This window comes from Streptomyces sp. NPDC101166 (genome assembly GCF_044768125.1).
In the GTDB taxonomy this organism is placed as follows: domain Bacteria; phylum Actinomycetota; class Actinomycetes; order Streptomycetales; family Streptomycetaceae; genus Streptomyces.
Genome location: NZ_JBIWPF010000025.1, coordinates 35,496 through 57,083 on the forward strand (window position 1 = coordinate 35,496; position 21,588 = coordinate 57,083).

The following is a 21,588-nucleotide window of genomic DNA, read 5'->3' on the forward strand; positions in this document are numbered from 1 at the left end:
CGAGGGCGCCCCGGATTCCCCGGGGCGCCCTCGGTCGCGTACGGGACGGCTCACATCGTCGCGCCCGCCATCGCACGGCACATGTCGGCGCAGCGGCGACAGGCGTCGGCGCAGCGCATCATCTGCTGATCGTCGGGCATGGACATACACGCCTCGGCACACATGTCGCACGCCCTGGCGCACAGCCCGCACATCTCGGCCGCCATGGGCGAGCGCCGCATCATCATGTCGGCGCACATACGGGTCGTCTCGGAGCAGTCCATGAGCGCACGCATGACCTGCATCTGGGCCTGTCCGCCCATCTGCATGCAGGAGTTCATGGTCTCCTCGCACATGTTGTGGCAGGCCATGCACGCCTCGAGGCAGTCCTGCATCTCCCTGCTCATGGCCGGCATGGTTCCGGGCTGGGTCATGGCTCCTCCTGAAGGTCAGGCGGGACCCGCACACGCGGACCCCGCACCTGCCCTTCCGTCGTACGCCTGGTGAGCCCACCCCGCCATCGGGCGCACACGAACGATCAGAGGGAACGCGGCGGCGCTCCCGGGACACCCAGGGCCCACTCGGCGGCGCGCCCGGTGCTGCCCCATTTCTTGCGCTCGGAGCTCGTTGTGGGGCGGCCCGCTCAGGCGGAAAGATCGACAGCGTTGTCGATCCAGGACCCGCGGCCGGGCGGAACGCCCGTGAGAAGCGCTGTTCACGCGCCTGTCGGAGTCCGCCCCCAAGGAATTCGAAGGGAGCGCCGACGTGCGCACTTCAGGAATGTTACGGAAGAGACGCGGGGCGCGACGCTCCGTGAGTGACGGAATACTGGTGCTGCTGGTGTCACTGGCGCTGATGTTCACCACGGCCGCCGAGCCCGCCGCGGCCCAGGGCCCCGAGGCCGCGCCGGTCAAGGCGTGCGCCGCACACGGCACTTCCTTCACCGCCGATTCCGGCGACGGCGGGCCCGTGACCCTGCGCATGGGCTGCGCGCAGGACGCGGGGGCCCTTCGCCCGCTCGCGAAGAGCGACGGCGACCTCGTCATGGCCTTCGAGTTCCACGTGCCGGAACGCCGCCAACAGGCACGCGACCTGGCCAGGACGCTGGTCGAGGAGACGCGTGCCGACCAGCGCGCGGGGATGAGCCTGGCGGAGTCGTTCGCCAAGCGCGCCCGGCGCGACAGCGTCGGGGTCTACCCGCCGCAGGGAGGAGGCCCCGACTTCGACGGGCAGGTCCACGCCGTCGACGACAGCATCGTGCTGATCGCCCCGGCGGGCGACATCGGCACCGCGGCGAACTGGTGGCAGAAGTGGATCGCCGCCGGCGTCTCCCTGGGCATCACCATCGCGTCCTCGGCGGTGTGCCTGCTCGCCTTCAACGTCGGGGCGCCCGCGGCCGCCCCGGTGTGCGGAGCCGTGGGCGGCGCGCTCGGCGCGCTCGTCGGCGAGCTCATGAACGCCTACTTCGACGACAGGTCGCTCGGCGACGCCGAGGTCTGGAAGGAGGCGTTGGCCGTCGCGATGTGGGGCGCGGTCGGCGGGGCCTTCGCCGGACAGCTGATGAACTGGGCCGCCGCCGGCACCACCTCTCTGATCACGAAGGTCCAGGTCTCCCTGCGGCACTTCGCCACCAAGCTCAAGGCCTTCGGCGACGTGCTCACGTTCATGGCCGGAAGCATGGCGGGGATGGGGCCGAAGCTCCTGGAGGCCCTCGAACGGCTACGGGGGATCAGCGGGACCGCCACTCCCCTTCGGGTGATGGTCGTGGGCGACTCCATGTCCCAGGGCGACGAGGGCGACTGGACCTGGCGCTACCGGTTGTGGCAGTGGTTCAAGAGCCAGCACGTCGAGGTCGACTTCGTCGGCCCGTACAAGGGGACCAGGAACCGTCCCGACCCCGTCGGCCCCGCCGTGCCGCCGCTCCAGGGCGAGCCCCCCACCCACCCCTCCGTCGAGAATCCGCCCGTCTCGGGCCGGTACGCCGCCGGGGTGGACGAGGACTTCGACAGCGACCACTTCGCGGTCTGGGGACGCCAGGCGGCCCAGGACAAGAAGCTGATCGGCTCGATGGTCACGCAGTACAGGCCCGATCTGCTGCTCGTCGGCCTCGGGTTCAATGACATGGGGTGGTTCGTCAGCGGCGCCCAGGGCACGCTCGACAGCGTCAAGACCCTGGTCGACAACGCGCGCGCCGCCAAACCCGACCTGCGGTTCGCCGTGGCCAACGTCCCCCAGCGGTCCGCCATCGGGGGCCGTGAGGACCTGCCCGTCACGACCGCCGCGTACAACGACATGCTCGCCAGGGCGATCCCGTCCTGGAGCACCCAAACCTCCCGGGTGGAGTCGGTCGACTGGGCGGGCTCGTACGACTGTGCCGCCAAGGCGTGTCCGGCGGCGTACGACGGTCTGCACCCCAATGCCCTGGGCGAGTTCCAGATCGCGCGGGCCTTCGAGCAGACCCTGCACCGGCGCTTCGGGATCGGAAGGTTCGTGCCCGACGCTCCCCGCACGGTCCCTGCCCGGCCGACGCCCGCCGTGTCCGGTCTCGTCGCCGAGGCCGTCCCGAGCGGGATCAGGGTGACCTGGCAGCCGGTCTTCGGCGCCCACGGCTACACCGTCCGCAGCCGGATCGCGGGCAACGCCGTGTGGAGCGAGCTGCCGGTCGCGGCGAACCGTTTCGACACGACCTGGACCATGGACGGCTGGAAGTGGGAGTACCAGGTCCGCACCGACAACGGTGACGACGGCACGTCCGCGTGGTCCCCGACGGTCAGCGCGGTCGCGGACCCCGAAACCGCGGCCCCGCCCGAGAAGATCGTCACCCGTGCCACCGCCAGGGGCGTCGACGTGTCCTGGGACGCCCCGAAGGGCCCGCACACGGACACGATCGACCGCTACGAGATCATCCTCTGGGACAAGGACACCCCCGGCGCGTTCTTCCAGAGCACGGCGGTCAAGGGGAGGTCGGCGCACGTCGACGATCTGAAACCCGGCCACCGCTACCTCGTCGCGGTGGCCACCTGGAACCGGGCGGGCGGCGGCATGCCCGGCGTGGCCCGCTCGGTCACCGTCGGTGCGGGCACGCCGCCCAAGCCGACGGACCTGAAGGCCACGGCCGTCGATCCCACGACCGTCCAGCTGGACTGGAAGGGTTCGAAGGAGGCCGCCGGATACCGGGTCTGGGTACGGAACGTCACCGAGGGCGGCGCCTTCACGTCCGACGAGTACGTCACCGAGGACACCGGCCGGGGCATCGCCTTCCTGTTCCCCGGCTACTGGAACTTCGAGTTCTGCGTGACCGCGATCAACGGCGCGGCCGAGTCCCCCAGGTCGGACTGCGTCTCCCTCCCGAACCCGCCGTCGGGCACGGGCGTGGGCGGCGGCGAACCGCCGTCGGGCACGGGCGTGGGTAGCGGCGAACCGCCGTCGGGCACGGGCGTAGGCGGTGGCGAACCGCCGTCGGGCACGGGCGTGGGTAGCGGCGAACCGCCGTCGGGCACGGGCGTGGGTAGCGGCGAACCGCCGTCGGGCACGGGCGTGGGCGTGTCGCCGTCGACCGCGTCGATCCTGGAGAAGGGCGCGGCGGAGCTGGCCGCGGCCCTGCGGGACGCCCAGCGCGCCCGCTCGACGGCGGGTGACCTCGCCGCCGTACCGGCGGGCTGAGAACGGGTGGCGGCTCCGTGCGCGAGGGCTGAGGCCCGGCCGTACACGGGGCCGCCACCCCGCCCTCGCCTGATCACGTACGACGACAGCCCCCGGCCAGCGCGCCGGGGGCTGTGTTCTCCTGCAAAAACCCTGCTAAGGCAGGTTGCGGGCCATCACGATCCGCTGAACCTGGTTCGTGCCCTCATAAATCTGCGTGATCTTCGCGTCGCGCATCATCCGCTCGACCGGGTAGTCGCGGGTGTAGCCGTAGCCGCCGAGGAGCTGGACGGCGTCGGTGGTGACCTCCATCGCGACGTCCGAGGCGAAGCACTTGGCGGCCGCGCCCTGGAAGGTGAGGTCGCTGTCGCCGCGCTCGGACTTGGCGGCGGCCGCGTAGGTCAGCTGGCGGGCGGCCTCGATCTTCATGGCCATGTCGGCCAGCATGAACTGGATGCCCTGGAAGTCGGCGATGGGCTTGCCGAACTGCTTGCGCTCCTGGACGTAGCCCTTGGCGTAGTCGAACGCGCCCTGGGCGACGCCGAGGGCCTGGGCGGCGATGGTGATGCGGGTGTGGTCCAGGGTCGCCATGGCGGTGGCGAAGCCGGTGCCCTCCTCGCCGATCATGCGGTCCGCGGGGATGCGGACGTTGTCGAAGTAGACCTCGCGGGTGGGGGAGCCCTTGATGCCGAGCTTCTTCTCCGGGGCGCCGAAGGAGACGCCCGGGTCGGACTTCTCGACGACGAAGGCGGAGATGCCCTTGGAGCGCTTGGCCGGGTCGGTGACCGCCATGACCGTGTAGTACTCGGAGACGCCCGCGTTGGTGATCCAGCGCTTCACGCCGTTGAGGATCCAGTGGTCGCCGTCACGGACCGCCCGGGTCTTCATGCCGGCCGCGTCCGAGCCCGCCTCCGGCTCGGAGAGGCAGTACGAGAACATCGCGTCGCCCTTGGCCAGCGGCGACAGGTACTTCTTCTTCAGGTCCTCGGAGCCGGAGAGGATCACCGGCAGGGAGCCCAGCTTGTTCACCGCCGGGATGAGGGAGGAGGACACGCACGCGCGGGCCACCTCCTCGATGACGATGACCGTGGCGAGGGCGTCGGCGCCCGCGCCGCCGTACTCCTCGGGCACGTGCACCGCGTGCAGGTCGCCCGCGACCAGCGCGTCGAGGGCCTCCTGCGGGAAGCGGGCCTCCTCGTCCACCGCGGCGGCGAACGGGGCGATCTTCGCCTCGGCCAGTGAGCGGACGACGTCGCGGAGCATGGCGTGCTCCTCCGACGGGCGGTACAGGTCGAAGTCAGCCGATCCGGCCAAGGTCTCTCACGCTCCACGAAGCTGGGGTGATCTCGCTAATTACCGTTAAGTAACTCGAATTTTAGTGGCCCGCCCGTCCTGCTGGACACGTGAGCTTGGCGACAGGGCGGCCCCGGCTGCGTTCTGCCCGGTCCGAGGGCCGGGTACGCCCCGACTATGCTCGTTGCCCGTCCGGTCCCCCCTCGCTTCAGGAGCACGTCCATGGCCCTCAAGATCACCGTGATCGGCACCGGTTATCTCGGCGCCACGCACGCCGCGGCCATGGCGGAACTGGGCTTCGAGGTGCTCGCCCTGGACATCGTGCGCGAGAAGATCGAGATGCTGGAGCGGGGCGAGACCCCGATGTACGAGCCGGGGCTCCAGGAGCTGCTGCGCCGGCACGTCGCCGGGTTCGAGGGATCCACCGGGCGGCTGCGCTTCACCCAGGACTACGCCGAGGCCGGCGCCTTCGGCGATGTGCACTTCGTCTGCGTGAACACTCCGCAGAAGCACGGCGAGTACGCGTGTGACATGTCCTACGTCGAGTCGGCGATCGCCTCCCTCGCGCCGCATCTGCACGGGCCCGCCCTGGTCGTCGGCAAGTCGACCGTGCCGGTGGGCTCCGCCGACCGGCTCGCCGAGACCGTCGCCCGGCTGGCGCCCGCCGGCGAGGACGCCGAACTGGCGTGGAACCCGGAGTTCCTGCGGGAGGGCTTCGCCGTCGAGGACACGCTGCACCCGGACCGGATCGTCGTCGGGGTGCGCAGCGAGCGGGCCGAGAAGCTGCTGCGGGAGGTGTACGCGGGGCCGGTCGCGGAGGGCTCGCCGTTCCTGGTGACCGACTTCCCGACCGCCGAACTGGTGAAGACGTCGGCGAACTCCTTCCTCGCCACCAAGATCTCCTTCATCAACGCCATGGCGGAGGTGTGCGAGGCGGCGGGCGGTGACGTGGCCAAGCTCGCGGAGGCGATCGGTCACGACGACCGGATCGGGAAGAAGTTCCTGCGGGCCGGGATCGGCTTCGGCGGGGGCTGTCTGCCCAAGGACATCCGCGCGTTCATGGCGCGCGCCGGCGAGCTGGGGGCCGACCAGGCGCTGACCTTCCTGCGCGAGATCGACTCGATCAACATGCGCCAGCGCGGTCAGATGGTCGAGCTGGCGCGGGAGGCGCTCGGCGGCGGTCCCTTCCTCGGCCGGCGGGTCGCCGTGCTGGGCGCGACGTTCAAGCCGGACTCGGACGACGTGCGGGACTCGCCCGCGCTGAACGTCGCCGGGCAGATCCATCTCCAGGGCGGCCAGGTGACGGTGTACGACCCGAAGGGCATGGAGAACGCCCGCCGGGTCTTCCCGACGCTGGGTTACGCCGAGACGGCCCTGGAGGCGGTGCGGGGGGCGGACATCGTGCTGCATCTCACCGAGTGGCGGGAGTTCCGCGAGCTGGACCCGGCGGCGCTGGGCGAGGCGGCGGCGGCCCGGCTGATCCTCGACGGGCGCAACGCGCTCGACCCGGAGCTGTGGCGCAAGGCCGGCTGGACGTACCGGGCGATGGGACGCCCGACCGCCTGACGGCGGGCACCGTCCGAGGACCGACACCGTCCGACGGCTCCACCGTCCGGGACGATCGGCGCGGGGCGCGGGCGACGCCGGTTCGGCCGAGGCTCAGTCGGCCGAACCGGCGTCTGGCTGCATTCTGCCGTATGCGGACGGCGCGTGCGGGGTGAAGCCCTGTGCGGGAGGCCGGATGAGAAAGGGCTTACCGGCCCGCCTCAGCCGTCCAGTCGGTCGATGGTGGCGTTCGAGGGCGCCCGTGTGGCGCGCAGGTCGCGGGCCACGTCCTCCGCCGCACCGAGGACGCGGACAGCGTTCTGCCAGGTCAGCTTCGCCAGGTCGGGCTTGGACCAGCCGCGGTCCAGCAGTTCCGCGACGAGGTTCGGGTAGCCGGAGACGTCGCCGAGGCCGTCGGGGGTGAAGGCGGTGCCGTCGTAGTCGCCGCCGATGCCGAGATGGTCGATGCCGGCGACCTCGCGCATGTGGTCCAGGTGGTCGGCGACCGTGGAGACCGTGGCGACGGGGCGCGGGGTGCGCTCCTCGAAGGCGCGGTGCACCTTCATCGCCTCGGCGGTGGTGTCGAGGTGGTGGAAGCCGTGGGCGCGCATGTTGTCGTCGGCGGCGGCCGTCCAGTCCACGGCGGCCTGCAGGACGAACTTCGGCACGAACGTCACCATCGCCATGCCGCCGTTGGCGGGGAGGCGTTCGAGGACGTCGTCGGGGATGTTGCGGGGGTGGTCGCAGACCGCGCGTGAGGAGGAGTGGGAGAAGATCACCGGCGCGGACGTGGCGTCCAGCGCGTCGCGCATGGTCGTCGCCGCCACGTGGGAGAGGTCGACGAGCATGCCGAGCCGGTTCATCTCCCGTACGACCTCTCGGCCGAACGCGGTCAGGCCGCCGGCCTTGGGCACGTCGGTCGCGGAGTCGGCCCAGTCCACGTTGTCGTTGTGGGTGAGGGTCATGTAGCGCACGCCGAGCGCGTACAGTCCGCGCAGGGTGCCCAGGGAGTTGGCGATGGAGTGGCCGCCCTCCGCGCCCATGAGGGAGGCGATCCGGCCCTCGGTGCGGGCCGCCTCCATGTCGGCGGCGGTCAGCGCGGCCCGGAGGTGCTCGGGGTGGCGGTCGACGAGCCGCCGTACGCAGTCGATCTGCTCCAGCGTGGCGGGGACCGCGTCGGGCAGGTCGGCGCGCACGTACACCGACCAGTACTGGGCGCCGACGCCGCCCTCGCGCAGCCGGGGCAGGTCGGTGTGCAGGTGGGCGCGCTGGTCGCCGGCGATGTCGCGGGCGTCGAGGTCGTAGGCCACCTGTTCGCGCAGGGCCCACGGCAGGTCGTTGTGCCCGTCGACGACCGGGAACTCGCGCAGCAGTTCCCGGGCGGTCTCCACAGTGCTCACGGCCGTCACTTCCCGAAGCCGAAGCCGCTGCCGGAGCCCTCGACCTTGTTGCGCAGGCGTTTGCCCTTCTCGGTGGCCTGGTCGTTGAGTTCCTGCTGGAAGTCGCGCATACGGGCGAGCAGGTCCTCGTCGTGCGTGGCGAGGATGCGGGCGGCGAGCAGGCCGGCGTTGCGGGCGCCGGCGACGGAGACGGTGGCGACGGGGACGCCGGCCGGCATCTGCACGATGGACAGCAGGGAGTCCATGCCGTCGAGGTACTTCAGCGGCACGGGCACGCCGATGACGGGCAGCGGGGTGACGGAGGCGAGCATGCCGGGGAGGTGGGCGGCTCCGCCGGCGCCCGCGATGATCGCCTTGAGTCCGCGGTCGGCGGCCTGCTCGCCGTACGTGATCATCTCGCGGGGCATGCGGTGCGCGGAGACTACGTCGACCTCGTACGCGATCTCGAACTCGTCGAGGGCCTTGGCGGCGGCCTCCATGACGGGCCAGTCGCTGTCCGAACCCATGACGATGCCAACAACGGGGCTCATCTCAATCTCCTTGAATACCTTCTCGGCCATGGCCAAGCGGTTCGGGGGCCCGGCTCGAACGTGGGAACAGTCCGCCGTCCGGGTCGTCGTCCAGCAGGTTTCCTAGATCGCCAGACAGGCTTACATCGAGGAGGCTAGGGCATGGACGCTGGAACAGCGCAGGGTCTCCTACGTGGAGACGTCTGCGATGCTCACAGAGTGGAAGAGGACCGAGGAGCACGGTTTTCTGACAGAGGTCTCCTCCGTGCCGCTGCAGCAGTCGTTGCGGCATCTGCAGAGCGCGTACGCGGCGTTCAGGGCAGGACGCTGGTTCGTCTCCTTGCTCGTCGAAAGCAGGGTCGACACCGGACCCACCACGGACGCAGCCGTAGGACTCGACGCAGGACTCACCAGTCTGCTCACCCTGTCCACCGGAGAGAAGATCGCCAATCCGAAATTCGAGCGGAAGGACCGAGCCCGCCTCAGCAGGGCCCAGCGAGCACTCTCCCGCAAGGCCCAGGGCTCCAAGAACCGGGAGAAGGCACGCGTCAAGGTGGCGCGCATCCACGCGAGGATCGCCGACCGGCGCCGAGACTTCCTCCACAAACTGACCACTCGACTCGTTCGTGAGAACCAAACGATCGTGATCGAGGATCTGACCGTCCGCAACCTGCTCGGCAACCGGCCTCTCGCACGTGCGATATCCGATGCCTCGTGGACGGAGCTGCGCTCCCTGCTGGAATACAAATGCGCCTGGTACGGGCGCGAGCTGATCGCGATCGACCGCTTCTTCCCGTCGAGCAAGACCTGCTCCACATGCGGCCTGATCCGCGGTGAGCTGCCTCTGAACGTCCGCCGATGGACGTGCGAAGGCTGCGGCACCCAGCACGACCGGGACCACAACGCCGCAAAAATCCTTCTGGCCGCCGGGCTGGCGGTGTCGGCCTGTGGAGCCGGTGTAAGACCCCAACGGAGTTCCTCCGGGCGGGCAGTCGGCGATGAAGCAGGAAAGGTCACGGCGCGAGCCGCGACGGACCCCTCCCTGGGGAGGGGCCGAGGTCAATCGGTGATCGTGCCTCTCAGGTAGCCGGCAGCGTGACGGGCGCGTTCCAGCACGTCGTCGAGGTCGTCGCCGTAGGTGTTGACGTGGCCGACCTTGCGGCCGGGCTTCACGTCCTTGCCGTACATGTGGATCTTGAGCTGGGGGTCGCGGGCCATGCAGTGCAGGTACGCGGAGTACATGTCGGGGTAGTCGCCGCCGAGGACGTTGACCATGACGGTCCACTTGGCGCGCGGGCGCGGGTCGCCGAGCGGGAGGTCGAGGACGGCGCGGACGTGGTTGGCGAACTGGCTGGTGACCGCGCCGTCCATGGACCAGTGGCCGGAGTTGTGGGGGCGCATGGCGAGTTCGTTGACGAGGATGCGGCCGTCGCGGGTCTGGAACAGCTCCACGGCGAGGTGGCCGACGACGCCGAGTTCCTTGGCGATGGTGAGGGCCATCTCCTCGGCCCTCAGGGCGAGGTCCTCGTCGAGGCCGGGCGCGGGGGCGATGACGGTGTCGCAGACGCCGCCCACCTGCTGGGACTCCACGACGGGGTAGGCGACGGCCTGGCCGTGCGGGGAGCGGACGACGTTCGCGGCGAGTTCGCGGACGTAGTCGACCTTCTCCTCGGCGAGGACGGGGACGCCCGCGCGGAAGGGGTCCGCGGCCTCCTCGGCGGAGTCGACCACCCACACGCCCTTGCCGTCGTAGCCGCCGCGGACGGTCTTGAGGACGACGGGGAAGCCGTCCCCTTCCGCCGCGAAGGCCGCCACGTCCGCCGGGTCGGCGACGATGCGGTGGCGCGGGCAGGGCACGCCGATGGCGCTGAGTCTGGCGCGCATCACCCCCTTGTCCTGGGCGTGCACGAGCGCGTCGGGGCCGGGGCGGACGGGGATGCCGTCCGCTTCCAGCGCCCGTAGATGCTCGGTGGGGACATGTTCGTGATCGAAGGTGATCACATCGCAGCCCCGCGCGAACTCGCGCAGCGTGTCCAGGTCGCGGTAGTCGCCGATGACGACTTCGCTCACCACCTGGGCCGCCGAATCCTGGGGGGTGTCACTGAGGAGCTTGAACCTGATGCCCAACGGGATGCCCGCCTCGTGTGTCATACGAGCGAGCTGACCTCCGCCGACCATGCCGACTACCGGGAACGTCACGCCCCTAGGGTATCGGCCACGCCCGACGGCCGGATTCCGCGCCTCCCGAACGGAGCCGGACCGCCTCTTTCCGGTCTCTTACCCGTCGCTTCCCGGCTCCTTTCCGGCTTCTTTCCGCGGTGAGCCGGTCCGGTGAGCGGCACCACAGGAAACCTGAAGGTGGGGTGGTTAGCATGGCGGGGTTGACGACACCGACACCCGGACGGGGGCCTGTACGACCATGGGACATGGTTCCTCGGGGGGAGGACGGCTGCAGAGACTCGTCCGCGAGTTCGCCAAGTTCGGCGCGGTGGGCGGGGCGGGGCTCCTCGTCGATCTCGGTGTGTTCAACCTCGTCCGGCATGTCACCGATCTCCAGGTGGTGCGGGCCAGCGTCATATCGACCGTGGTCGCCATCGCCTTCAACTACGTCGGTTTCCGGTACTTCACCTACCGCGACCGCGCTCTGGACAAGAGCGGGCGCACGCGGGAGATGAGCCTGTTCCTGCTGTTCAGCGCGGTAGGGATGGTCATCCAGAACGGTCTGCTGTACCTCGCGACGTACGGGTTCGGGTGGAACAGCCCGCTGCAGAACAACGTGTTCAAGTTCGTCGGGATCGGGGTCGCCACGCTGTTCCGGTTCTGGTCGTACCGGACGTGGGTGTTCCGGGCGATGCCCGCGCGGGAGGCGGTCGACGGGGCTCAGTCGCTGCTCGCGGAGGAGTCGCGCACGCCGCAGGCGAGGCAGCGGGTCGGCTGAGACGGGCCACGGCCACGGCGCTGCCCGGTCAGCGCACCGTGGGCTCGTCGTCCACCGCGGGCCTCTTCGAGGGGGCCGTGCGGGACAGGAACAGGCCGAAGACCGGGGGCTGGGCCTGGAGCATCTCCAGGCGGCCGCCGTCGGCCTCCGCCAGGTCGCGGGCGACGGCGAGGCCGATGCCCGTGGAGTTGCGGCCGCTGATGGCCCGCTCGAAGATCCGCGCGCCCAGGTCGGCGGGGACGCCGGGGCCCTCGTCGGTGACCTCGATGACGGCCTGGTTGCCGGTGACGCGGGTGCGCAGCGCGACGGTGCCGCCGCCGTGCATCAGGGAGTTCTCGATCAGGGCCGCCAGCACCTGGGCGACCGCGCCCGGTGTGCCGACCGCCCGCAGATGGCGTTTGCCGGAGCTGACGATGGCGCGGCCGGCGCTGCGGTAGGCGGGGCGCCACTCGGCGAGCTGCTGCTGGATGACCTCGTCGAGGTCGAAGGTGACGGCGGAGCCGGTGCGGGGGTCGCGTGAGTTGGTCAGCAGGCGCTCGACGACGTCCGTGAGGCGTTCCACCTGCGTGAGCGCGATCGTCGCCTCGTCCTTCACCGTGTCCGGGTCGTCGGTGAGGGTGATCTCCTCCAGGCGCATGGACAGGGCGGTGAGCGGGGTGCGCAGCTGGTGGGAGGCGTCGGCGGCGAGCCGGCGTTCGGCGGTGAGCATCCGGGCGATGCGTTCGGCGGAGGCGTCCAGGACGTCGGCGACGCGGTCCAGCTCGGGGACGCCGTAGCGCTTGTGGCGGGGGCGGGGGTCGCCGGAGCCGAGGCGTTCCGCGGTCTCGGCGAGGTCGGTGAGGGGGGAGGCGAGCCGGTTGGCCTGGCGGATGGCGAGGAGCACGGCGGCGATCACGGCGAGCAGCGCCACCAGCGCGATGATCAGGAACGTGCGGCCGACCTCCCGGGTCACGGAGGAGCGCGGTTCCTCCACGACGACGCTCTCGCCCTCCTCGCCCCGGGCGTCGCCGCGGATGACGTCGCCGTCGGGCCGGGAGCCGACCTCGATGGCGGGTTTGCCGGGGATGCGGATCACGGCGTACCGCTCCTGGGTGAGCTGATCGCTCAGGACCTCGGCGTCGACGCTTCCGGCGCCCAGGAGCCGGCTGTCGACGATGCTGGCGAGCCGCGCCGCCTCCAGGTCCACGCGTTCCTGCGCGCTGTTGCTGATCGTGCGGGTCTCGACGATGACGAGGGAGACCCCGAACACGGCGATCACGACGAGCACGACGGCGAGGGTGGACTGGATCAGACGGCGACGCACGGGGCCCTCCGGGCGGTGACTTCACGGGACGGGACGCGGGTGCCCCGCCCCGGCGGGGCGTTCAGCTCTTCTCGAACCGGAAGCCCACGCCCCGCACGGTGGCGATGAACCGGGGGTTCGCCGCGTCGTCGCCGAGCTTCTTGCGCAGCCAGGAGATGTGCATGTCCAGCGTCTTGGTGGACGACCACCATGTGGTGTCCCACACCTCGCGCATCAGCTGGTCCCGGGTGACCACGCGTCCGGCGTCGCGTACCAGTACCCGCAGCAGGTCGAACTCCTTGGCGGTGAGCTGGAGCTCCTCGTCTCCCATCCAGGCGCGGTGCGACTCGACGTCGATGCGCACCCCGTGGGTGGCGGGCGGCTGCTGGGGTTCGGTGGAGCCGCGCCGGAGCAGGGCCCGGACCCGGGCGAGCAGCTCGGCGAGGCGGAAGGGCTTGGTGACGTAGTCGTCGGCGCCGGCGTCCAGGCCGACGACGGTGTCCACCTCGTCGGCGCGGGCGGTGAGGATGAGGATGGGGATGGCGTGGCCCTCGGCCCGCAGCCTGCGCGCCACCTCCAGGCCGTCCATGCCGGGCAGACCGAGGTCCAGCACGACCAGGTCGACGCCGCCCTGTATCCCGGCGTCCAGCGCGGACGGGCCGTCCTCACGCACCTCGACCTCGTACCCTTCCCGGCGCAGGGCGCGGGCCAGCGGCTCCGAGATGGACGCGTCGTCCTCGGCGAGCAGTACTCGGGTCATGAGCAGATGGTAGTCCGCGGGCGGCAGGGCCAGAGGTGTGACGGTGGCCCCGAATTCTTACTCAGGGACAACTCAGGGGCGACCCCTACAAGCCGGACAGCCGTCGGCGGTCTTCTCTCCCCCGGTCGGCCGCACTTGGTACGGACCTGGGGTCCGGGGATGCCATCCTGGAATGGACCTTGGAATACCCGCTCACGGTTCCCTTCTCACCTGTGATCCGTGTCTCAAGTCCTTCCATATCCGGCAGTGTGCTGCCGTATGGTGAAAGAACGCCTGTAGCACCGCGGGGACCTTTGGCACACATCCGACGCTGAAGGTCTCTTTTGTGTGCGGGCCGGCTGCGGCCGGTCCTCGAAGGAATGACCTGTGGCGGACCGACGCCGGCGCCGGCCGCCCCAACCGGGCGCGTAACGCATCACGCATGCGTCCCGACCAGCAAGGAACGACCATGGCGTCCAGCCTGACGAAGGACTCGGCCCGCCCGGGCACCCCCGGCTCCGAGAAGACCTTCTTCGGCCACCCCCGCGGACTGGCCACTCTCTTCATGACCGAGATGTGGGAGCGTTTCTCCTACTACGGCATGAAGGCCCTGCTCCCGCTGTACCTGGTGGCACCGGGCGGCCTGCATCTGAGCGCGGCGACCGCCACCGCGATCTACTCGGTGTACCTGTCGCTCGTGTACCTGCTCGCCCTTCCGGGCGGCTGGTTCGCGGACCGCGTCCTCGGCCCCCGCAAGACCGTCGCCGTCGCCGGCGTCGTCATCATGCTGGGCCACCTCACCCTCGCCCTGCCCAGCGCCGGCACCTTCTACGCCGGCCTCGGCCTGGTCGCGATCGGCTCCGGTCTGCTGAAGGCCAACATCTCCACGATGGTCGGCCACCTCTACGACGGTCCGGACGACCCGCGCCGCGACGGCGGCTTCACGGTCTTCTACATCGGCATCAACCTGGGCGCGTTCGCCGCGCCGCTGATCATCGGCACCGTCGGCGAGAACGTCAACTGGCACCTGGGCTTCGCGCTCGCCGCGCTCGGCATGGCGCTGGGCCTCGTCCAGTTCCTGCTCGGCAGCCGCCACCTGGACGCCCGCTCCGACGTCGTCCCGACGCCGATGTCCGCCGAGGAGAAGGCGTCCACGCTGCGCAAGTCCGCGCTGTGGGCGGCCGTCGCGTCGGTGTTCTACGCGGTCGTCGGCTTCTCCGGCCACTACACGCTGAACTGGCTGCTGGTCCCGATCACGCTGGCCGGTCTGATCATCCCGGTGGCGGTCATCGCCCGCATCAAGCGGGACAAGGAGCTCGACCGCGCCGAGCAGTCGAAGATGTCGGCGTACATCTGGTTCTTCGTGGCCGCGGCCGTCTTCTGGATGATCTACGACCAGGGCGGCTCCACGGTCTCCCTGTTCGCCGACTCCTCGGCCGACAACAGCGTCCTCGGCTGGGAGTTCCCGGTCTCCTGGTACCAGTCGGTCAACCCGATCATGATCATGGCGCTGGCCCCGGTGTTCGCCTGGGCGTGGCTGGCCCTCGCCCGGCGCGGCAAGGAGCCGAGCACCGCGGTGAAGTTCTCCATGGGCCTGGTCCTGATCGGTGCGTCCTTCTTCCTCTTCCTCGCCCCGCTGGGGATCGCCGACGGCGGTCACAAGGCGGCCGCGATGTGGCTGGTCGGCATCTACTTCCTGCAGACCGTCGGCGAGCTGACGCTGTCCCCGGTCGGCCTGTCGGTCACCACGAAGATGGCGCCCGCCAAGTACGCCTCCCAGATGATGGGCGTCTGGTTCCTGGCCGTCACCGCGGGCGACGCCACGACCGGTCTGCTCTCCATCGCCGGCGTCGACCTCAACAAGACGGGCATCGTGGCCCTTGAGGCCGTGCTCGCCGTCGTGGCGGGCGTGGCGGTGTGGATGTACCGCAAGCGCGTGAAGGAGCTCATGGGCGACGTCAACTGACGTCGCGTCCCTTCGGAAGGGCCGTTCCCGCACTCGCGGGGGCGGCCCTCCGCGCGTCTCAGCGAGTGCGCCGGCGTCCCGGCAGGTACGTGAAGACCGCGGCGCCCAGCAGGACGGCCGTGCCCGCGACGAGGCCGAGGGCCTTCAGGGTGGCGTGCTCGCCGGCGCCCGTCTCGGCGAGGCCGCCGGTGGTGGAGGCGCCGCCCGCCGTGGACGACGAGGAGCCGCTGCCGCCGGTCGCACCGCTCGCGCCGCTCGCCTGCTCGGTGGTGTCCAGGGTGAGCGAGACGGACGTGCTGTCCGGGGTGCACGTGGTCCTGGTGCCGAGGGCGTCGATGGTCAGGACGCCCGGCGAGAGGGTGGCCTCACCGGTCGCCCCGGGTTTGTAGACGCCGGTCAGGTCGGGGATCTCGATCGGGGCGCCCTGTTTGATCGGCGCGGAGTTCCTCGGCCCTTCCACGGTGACCGAGCCCTTGTCGGCCCCGCCGAGCACCACCTGCATGGCCGGCTTCACCGAGTTCGCCGGGATGTCGATCGGGCTGTCCATCACCGACTTCTTGAACTGCACGGTGAGGTCGTAACTCCCGCCGTTCTTCTTCGCGTTGATGTGCACGGGCGAGGTCGCCTTCTTCTGCCCGATGGGTGACTGGCAGGTGTAGGGGACGTTCACCACCTTGCCGGTGAAGTCGGTCTGCCCGCCGCTCCCGCCGGAGGGCGGGGGCGAGGTCGACGCGGATGCGGGCGGGGACGGCGAGGTCGGCCTGGTCGGAGTGTGGCTCGGCGTCCCGGTGTGGGACGGCTCGCCCGTGCCGCCGGACGAACTCCCGCTTCCGGCCGTCACGGTGATGGTCGCCGCGGGCTGCACCTGCTGGGTGGGTGCGCAACTGGTGTCCGTCGACAGGGCGTTGACGACGTACGCGTCCGGCGTGAGCGTGATCTGTCCCGCCGTCGTCAGCTTGAGGGAGCCCTTCATGGCGGCCAGGACCATCGCGCCGCCCTTGGGGACGGGCGGGTTCTCACGCGGCCCCCGCATCGCGATGTCCGCGCTCTGCGCGCCGGCCGCCTTGAGGGTGCCGGACGGTTGGACCGAGTCGGCCGGCAGATCGATGATGTCGGGGTTCTTGGACGCGGCCTGCGTGAACCTCCAGACGACGTCGACGGTGTCGCCGACCTTCGCCGTGGCGGGCGCGGTGATCTCGACCTTGGTGGTGCCGTCGACCGGGGGCAGGCCGATGCCCGAGGGCGGGATGCAGCGGGTGGCGTAGGAGACCTCGGCGGCCTGCGCCGGCGGGACGGCCACGCCCAGCAGTACGGCGACCCCGCCGGTCAGGACGGCGGCCGCCGCGACGGCGGCCCGGCGCCGCACGGACGGCGCGGTCCCGGACGACGCCGCTCCCGGCCCCTGCCCCGCAGGTCCCGCCGCTCCCGGTACGGCTCTCTCGCGCTCTTTCACGGGGGTCCCTTCCTGCCGGGCGTCGTCGAACTCGTCGGGTGGTCGTCGTCGTGCGGTGCGCGGAGCCCGCCCGCCGCGCCCGGACCGGCGTCCGGGGCGAACCACGGCAGGGTCGAGGCCTGCGCGGGCGGCTGTTCGGCGGTGGCGGCCCGGTCGCGCCACTGCGGGCGCGGGAAGCCGGCTCCGAGCCTTCCCGGGGACCGTGCGGGCGGGTCCGCCGGGAAGCCCGGCCCGCGGTTCACCGTCCCGGCCGTCCCACGGCGGCGCCGTGCGGCCGCGGACGTGCCGCGGCGCGCGCTGCCCGGGCGGGGCCGCGCCCGGTTCACCACCGCCATGCCCACGCGGAACACGGCGGCCGGCACGACGAGGCAGAGCAGGACCCAGAACACGGTGACGCCCCAGGGCCGGCCCACGCTCCAGGGCTGCTCGTCGAGGACCTTGCCGCCGTACCTCAGCGAGACGGTGTAGTCGCCGTGGGCGCCGGCGGCGAGTTCGACGGGGATCTCGACGCGGGTTTTGCCGCCGGGGGCGACGGCGCCGCGCCACTGCCGTTCGTCCCACTGCGGCGCGAACACCCCGTGGGCGGTGCCGATCTCGAACACGGGGTCCTTGACGGCCCCGACGCCGACGTTGCCGACGGTGAACGTCAGGGTGCGGGCGGGCGGCGCGCCGAACCAGGTGAGCAGCCCGTCGGAGCCCTTCAGCAAGGGGTCGGTGAGGACCGTCAGGCGTCCCTTGCCCGCTTCGGCGGGCAGCGGCCGCACGGGGTGGCCGGCCACCTGGAGGGCGGCGTCGGCCCGGGCCTCGGGCCCGGTGGCAGTGGCCACGTGCACCACGCAGGGGCACGGCGCGGGCGGCGCGGACACCGGCAGCGCGCGGCTGAACCGGCCGTCGGCGTCGGTGGTGACGGCCCGGCCGTCCGCGTTGGCGCAGGAGTTGGTGCCGCCGAGGACGCCCCTGGCCGGGGTGGCCTGTCCACAGATCAGCAGCGTCAGCAGTGCGTGCGGCCGCCAGCCGCCGCCGGTCACGGTGAGGGAGCCGCCCGCGCCCGGCTGGGGCACGGACAGCCGCACGGTGGGCTGCCCGGCCGCTGCGGCCGCTTCGGCCCGGGCGGGCGCCGGCACGGACGCCGGCAACAGGGCCAGCGCCAGGGCGGCCAGGGCCGACGCCGTCCGGCGCGGCGTCCGGCGTGGGGTGCGCGGCTCGCCGTTCAGGCCGGCTCGCCCTCCGTCTTCGTACGGCATCGGCGGCTCCAACGGTCGTACGGGGGCACGTGCGCGTGGGATCAGGGCGTGCGGGTCCGCCGGGTCAGCCAGAGGGCGCCCGCCGCGCCCGTGAGGAGGACGGTGCCGCCGAGGGTGGCGAGGGCGATCGCGGAGTCCTCGGGGCCGGTCCGCGGGAGGGAGCCGCCGCCGTCGGGCGTGGTGCCGCCGCCTCCTGTCGAACCGCCGCTCGTACTGCCGCCGCCCGTGCTGCCGCCGCTCGTACTGCCGCCCGTACTGCCGCCCGTCGACCCGCCGCCGTCCTTCGCCGTCACGTCGAGGGTGAGGGCCGGCCGGGGGCTGTTGGTGGGGGTGCAGGTGGTGGTCGTGCCGAGGGCCTTGATGGTGAGCACCCCGGGCGTGAAGGTGACCTTGCCGGTCTTCTTCGGGGTGTACGTGCCGCTCAGGTCGTTGATCTTGATGGGGGTCTGGGCGGGGATCGCCGCCTGGTTGGCGGGACCGGTGACGGTCATCGTGCCGCTGTCGGCGCCGCCCAGCCGGATCGTGGCGCTCGGGCTCATCGCGCCCTTGCCGAGCTCGACGGGGCTGGAGGAGACGCCCTTCTGCCAGGACATGGTGATCTTGTAGACGCCGCCGCTCGCCACGCCCTTGATGTCGATGGGCGAGAGGGCGCTCTTGTCGCCGATGGGCGTCTTGCAGGCGTAGTTGACGTCGACGACCTGGGCGCTGGCCGCGGGGGCGGCCGCCCACACCGCCGGGCCGGCCAGAGCCGCGGCAGTCGCGAGCGCGGCGGTTCGCTTCCGGTACGACACGGTCCCCTCATTCCCGACAGGCGCTCGTCGTTCGTCTTCCGCCATTTGCTGACGGTGCATCAGACAGGGCCGTCAAGGTACGCCGGGCACCGTGAGGAAGGAAGGGGAGGAACACACCGGAGTTGCGCCCGCCCCGCGCGAGGGCGCGTGGGGCGCGACGGGACGGAGCCACGGACCCGGGGGCGTCCTCCCGCACCGAACCGGGGCTCCGACGCCGGCCCCCGCGCAGAGGGCCGGGCGGGGCATGTCAGGCCGGGGCGCCCAGTTCCGCCCAGACCGTCTTGCCGGTGACGCCGGGTGCGCGCACGACTCCCCAGTCGAGGCACAGGCGCTGGACGATGAACATGCCGTGGCCGCCGGGGCGGCCCGCGCGGTGGGGGTTGCGGGGGGCCGGCTGGCCCGCGCCGCGGTCGGAGACCTCGACGCGGATCACCTTGTTGTCGCAGCCGAGCAGCAGCTGCTCGGGCCCCTCGGCGTGCAGGCAGGCGTTGGTGACCAGTTCGGAGACGACGAGCAGCACGTCCTCCGCGGCCGCCCGCTGGTCGGCGGTGGCGGCGGGCAGCCAGCCCCACGCGTACAGCGCCTGGCGGGCGAAGTCCCGCGCCATCGGAACGACCCCGCTCGCGCCGTCGAAGCTCAGCCTGCGGACCTGGCGGCCCGTCGACGCCCCGGAAGCGCCGCTGGGCTCATGGCCGCGGTCGCCCGGCGAGCAAGGCCGGGTGGTGCTCATCAGCGCTTCACCTCACCGATTCACCAGTACATGGTTCACACGATTCACTTCACTCACGCGGTTCACACGACTCACATGGTCCCCATGAATCACACGGCCCGCAGGGCCCGTATGACTCACGTGGTCTCCGACTTCGAGCGTGCAGGAACCAGTACACACGCTCAGCGGCCGCCGCACGGTCGGTCTGCGCATCCCGCCCCCGTCCCCTTCTCATACCGTTGCCGCCTACATGCACGTTCAGGATGTCTCCTGCCCGACGGAACCGGCGGAACACCCCCTGTTCGCCCGGAGGTGACCCGGCCGCCGGTCGCACGGCGCCGCGACGCGCGGAACGGCACTCGTTCGGCCGGTCGCACGAACCCCCCGGGAGGCGGCCCGGAACCGGGCCCGAGCCGCCGGAGACGGCCTCGGGCCGCCCGGCCGCGGACGGGTCAGCCGTCCCCGTCGGCGAGGGCCGCCTCGACCGTGTCGTGCACGGTGAAGACGGCGTCCGCGCCGGTGATCTCGAAGACCCTGGCCACCACGGGCAGCATGCCCGCGAGGTGCACCCCACCTCCGGCGGCCTCCGCCTTCAGGCGGGCGCCGAGCAGGACGTTGAGCCCAGTGGAGTCGCAGAACTCCAGCCGTGAGCAGTCCACCACCAGCCGGCTGATGCCCTTGGCGAGGCAGTCGTCGAGTGGCTCACGCAACAATTCGGCCGTGTGGTGATCCAACTCACCGGCCGGGGTCACGACGGCGCTGGAGCCCTCTTCCCGCACCTCCACCAGAAGCCGGCCAGACTGTGCGCTGCCGACCGTCCCGCGGTCCATGCCGTGTCTCTCCCGAGGTCGTGACTGCTACCTGACGCCCTCGAACACTACGCCTTCGATCCGCACTCCAACAGCCGAACAATCACCCACAAACGGACATAACCTACCAGAACGCACTTGCGATCGGTCGAGTAAAGCCGATAGGGCTAGAGGAACACGTATCCGACACGGCCGGCTTTGGAGGCGCCGCACACCGCAGTGCACGCACAGGCTTCGGCAGCCGTATGCCGAGAACGATGGAGGACATCATGTCACCCCGGCTCGACGCACCGCATACCCCCAAGGCGACGTCGACACTCCCTCCGGACGATCCGAATTCTCTCGCGCCGGGTCTCGAGCCCGCCGACGCACTCGCCGGGCTCCCGGAGATCCCCCCGTACGACGAGGTGGGCGCCGTCGACGCACGCGCCCTGTCCAAGACCCTCTTCGAGCGCCTCGAGTCGCTGGAGGAAGGGACGCACGAGTACGCGTACGTCCGCAACACCCTCGTCGAACTGAACCTCGCACTGGTCAAGTTCGCCGCCTCCCGCTTCCGCTCCCGCAGCGAGCCCATGGAGGACATCATCCAGGTCGGCACGATCGGCCTGATCAAGGCGATCGACCGCTTCGAGCTCAGCCGGGGTGTGGAGTTCCCCACCTTCGCGATGCCAACCATCGTCGGCGAGATCAAGCGCTTCTTCCGCGACACCTCGTGGTCCGTGCGCGTGCCGCGCCGGCTCCAGGAGCTGCGGCTCGACCTGGCGAAGGCCGGCGACGAACTGGCCCAGAAGCTCGACCGCGCCCCCACGGTGGCCGAGCTTGCGGAGCGCCTCGGCATCTCCAACGACCAGGTCGTCGAGGGCATGGCCGCCTCCAACGCCTACACCGCCTCCTCGCTGGACGCCCAGCCCGAGGAGGACGACACCGAGGGCGCCCTCGCGGACCGCATCGGCTACGAGGACCACGGCATCGAGGGCATCGAGTACGTCGAGTCCCTGAAGCCGCTGATCGCCGAGCTCGCGCCCCGCGACCGCCAGATCCTCTCCCTGCGGTTCGTGGCCGGTCTGACCCAGTCGGAGATCGGCGAGGAGCTCGGCATCTCGCAGATGCACGTCTCCCGGCTGCTCTCCCGCACCCTGGTCCGGCTCCGCAAGGGCCTGACCGTGGAGGAGTGACCTCCTCCTGACCGCGGAGGAGCGACCTCCTCCCGTGCTTCACCACCTCCCCGCATCAGCCTGTGCCCGGGACGTCCCACGACGGACGGCCCGGGCACAGCCGCGTTCACGGGC

The 21,588-nt window shown here is 71.3% G+C and carries 17 protein-coding genes and 1 pseudogene; 6 read left to right on the forward strand and 12 right to left on the reverse strand.

Going from position 1 to position 21,588, the window contains the following annotated elements:
• Positions 1-50 precede the first annotated feature (50 nt).
• Positions 51-413: a four-helix bundle copper-binding protein gene (locus tag ACIRS4_RS31815; protein ID WP_404202613.1), complete on the reverse strand. Its 363-nt coding sequence runs from the start codon at positions 411-413 to the stop codon at positions 51-53.
• A gap of 379 nt (positions 414-792) precedes the next feature.
• Between ACIRS4_RS31815 and ACIRS4_RS31820 the strand changes: the two genes are divergently transcribed.
• Entirely contained in the window at positions 793-3,642 is a 2,850-nt protein-coding gene (locus tag ACIRS4_RS31820; RefSeq protein WP_404202614.1) for a fibronectin type III domain-containing protein, read from the forward strand.
• 135 nt (positions 3,643-3,777) lie between these two features.
• On the opposite strand, the gene ACIRS4_RS31825 is transcribed toward ACIRS4_RS31820, so the two are convergent.
• Complete coding sequence (locus ACIRS4_RS31825) at positions 3,778-4,935, reverse strand: acyl-CoA dehydrogenase (RefSeq protein ID WP_404202616.1); 1,158 nt, start codon at positions 4,933-4,935, stop codon at positions 3,778-3,780.
• Positions 4,936-5,136: 201 nt separating this feature from the next.
• Between ACIRS4_RS31825 and ACIRS4_RS31830 the strand changes: the two genes are divergently transcribed.
• The gene (locus ACIRS4_RS31830) at positions 5,137-6,480 is read left to right on the forward strand and encodes a UDP-glucose dehydrogenase family protein (RefSeq protein ID WP_404202618.1); all 1,344 of its coding nucleotides are present in this window, start codon (positions 5,137-5,139) and stop codon (positions 6,478-6,480) included.
• A gap of 200 nt (positions 6,481-6,680) precedes the next feature.
• On the opposite strand, the gene ACIRS4_RS31835 is transcribed toward ACIRS4_RS31830, so the two are convergent.
• Positions 6,681-7,859: a dipeptidase gene (locus tag ACIRS4_RS31835; protein ID WP_404202620.1), complete on the reverse strand. Its 1,179-nt coding sequence runs from the start codon at positions 7,857-7,859 to the stop codon at positions 6,681-6,683.
• Between the two features lie 5 nt (positions 7,860-7,864).
• The gene (gene purE / locus ACIRS4_RS31840; RefSeq protein WP_404202622.1) at positions 7,865-8,389 is read right to left on the reverse strand and encodes a 5-(carboxyamino)imidazole ribonucleotide mutase; all 525 of its coding nucleotides are present in this window, start codon (positions 8,387-8,389) and stop codon (positions 7,865-7,867) included.
• A 106-nt stretch (positions 8,390-8,495) separates the two neighbouring features.
• Between purE and ACIRS4_RS31845 the strand changes: the two are divergent.
• Positions 8,496-9,438: pseudogene (locus tag ACIRS4_RS31845) on the forward strand (RNA-guided endonuclease TnpB family protein); the annotation flags it as partial.
• On the opposite strand, the gene ACIRS4_RS31850 reads toward ACIRS4_RS31845, so the two are convergent.
• Entirely contained in the window at positions 9,428-10,567 is a 1,140-nt protein-coding gene (locus ACIRS4_RS31850) for a 5-(carboxyamino)imidazole ribonucleotide synthase (RefSeq protein WP_404202624.1), read from the reverse strand. The pseudogene ACIRS4_RS31845 and the gene ACIRS4_RS31850 sit on opposite strands and share 11 nt — an antisense overlap.
• A gap of 220 nt (positions 10,568-10,787) precedes the next feature.
• Here ACIRS4_RS31850 and ACIRS4_RS31855 point away from each other — a divergent pair, with 220 nt between their 5' ends.
• Positions 10,788-11,306: a GtrA family protein gene (locus ACIRS4_RS31855; RefSeq protein ID WP_404202625.1), complete on the forward strand. Its 519-nt coding sequence runs from the start codon at positions 10,788-10,790 to the stop codon at positions 11,304-11,306.
• A gap of 28 nt (positions 11,307-11,334) precedes the next feature.
• Here the strand turns inward: ACIRS4_RS31855 and ACIRS4_RS31860 are convergent, their stop codons facing one another.
• Together ACIRS4_RS31860 and ACIRS4_RS31865 are read right to left on the reverse strand one after the other, a co-directional pair.
• Entirely contained in the window at positions 11,335-12,609 is a 1,275-nt protein-coding gene (locus ACIRS4_RS31860) for an ATP-binding protein (protein WP_404202626.1), read from the reverse strand.
• A gap of 61 nt (positions 12,610-12,670) precedes the next feature.
• On the reverse strand, positions 12,671-13,348 hold the full coding sequence (locus ACIRS4_RS31865; RefSeq protein ID WP_404202627.1) for a response regulator transcription factor: 678 nt from the start codon (positions 13,346-13,348) through the stop codon (positions 12,671-12,673).
• A 448-nt stretch (positions 13,349-13,796) separates the two neighbouring features.
• On the opposite strand from ACIRS4_RS31865, the gene ACIRS4_RS31870 reads away from it, so the two are divergent.
• Complete coding sequence (locus ACIRS4_RS31870) at positions 13,797-15,293, forward strand: oligopeptide:H+ symporter (RefSeq protein ID WP_404202629.1); 1,497 nt, start codon at positions 13,797-13,799, stop codon at positions 15,291-15,293.
• 58 nt (positions 15,294-15,351) lie between these two features.
• Here ACIRS4_RS31870 and ACIRS4_RS31875 read toward each other — a convergent pair whose 3' ends face one another.
• From ACIRS4_RS31875 to ACIRS4_RS31895, 5 genes are all read right to left on the reverse strand, one after another.
• Complete coding sequence (locus tag ACIRS4_RS31875; protein WP_404202689.1) at positions 15,352-16,623, reverse strand: hypothetical protein; 1,272 nt, start codon at positions 16,621-16,623, stop codon at positions 15,352-15,354.
• Between the two features lie 119 nt (positions 16,624-16,742).
• The gene (locus tag ACIRS4_RS31880; protein WP_404202631.1) at positions 16,743-17,990 is read right to left on the reverse strand and encodes a hypothetical protein; all 1,248 of its coding nucleotides are present in this window, start codon (positions 17,988-17,990) and stop codon (positions 16,743-16,745) included.
• A gap of 41 nt (positions 17,991-18,031) precedes the next feature.
• Positions 18,032-18,781 (reverse strand): peptidase, encoded by a 750-nt coding sequence (locus ACIRS4_RS31885; protein WP_404202633.1) that lies wholly within the window; start codon positions 18,779-18,781, stop codon positions 18,032-18,034.
• 247 nt (positions 18,782-19,028) lie between these two features.
• Positions 19,029-19,511: an ATP-binding protein gene (locus ACIRS4_RS31890; RefSeq protein ID WP_404202635.1), complete on the reverse strand. Its 483-nt coding sequence runs from the start codon at positions 19,509-19,511 to the stop codon at positions 19,029-19,031.
• A gap of 431 nt (positions 19,512-19,942) precedes the next feature.
• Positions 19,943-20,320 carry an STAS domain-containing protein gene (locus tag ACIRS4_RS31895; RefSeq protein WP_358798628.1) on the reverse strand — a complete coding sequence of 126 codons (378 nt, stop codon included), beginning with the start codon at positions 20,318-20,320 and terminating at the stop codon, positions 19,943-19,945.
• Between the two features lie 248 nt (positions 20,321-20,568).
• Between ACIRS4_RS31895 and ACIRS4_RS31900 the strand changes: the two genes are divergently transcribed.
• Positions 20,569-21,474: an RNA polymerase sigma factor SigF gene (locus ACIRS4_RS31900; protein WP_404202637.1), complete on the forward strand. Its 906-nt coding sequence runs from the start codon at positions 20,569-20,571 to the stop codon at positions 21,472-21,474.
• Positions 21,475-21,588: the final 114 nt, after the last annotated feature.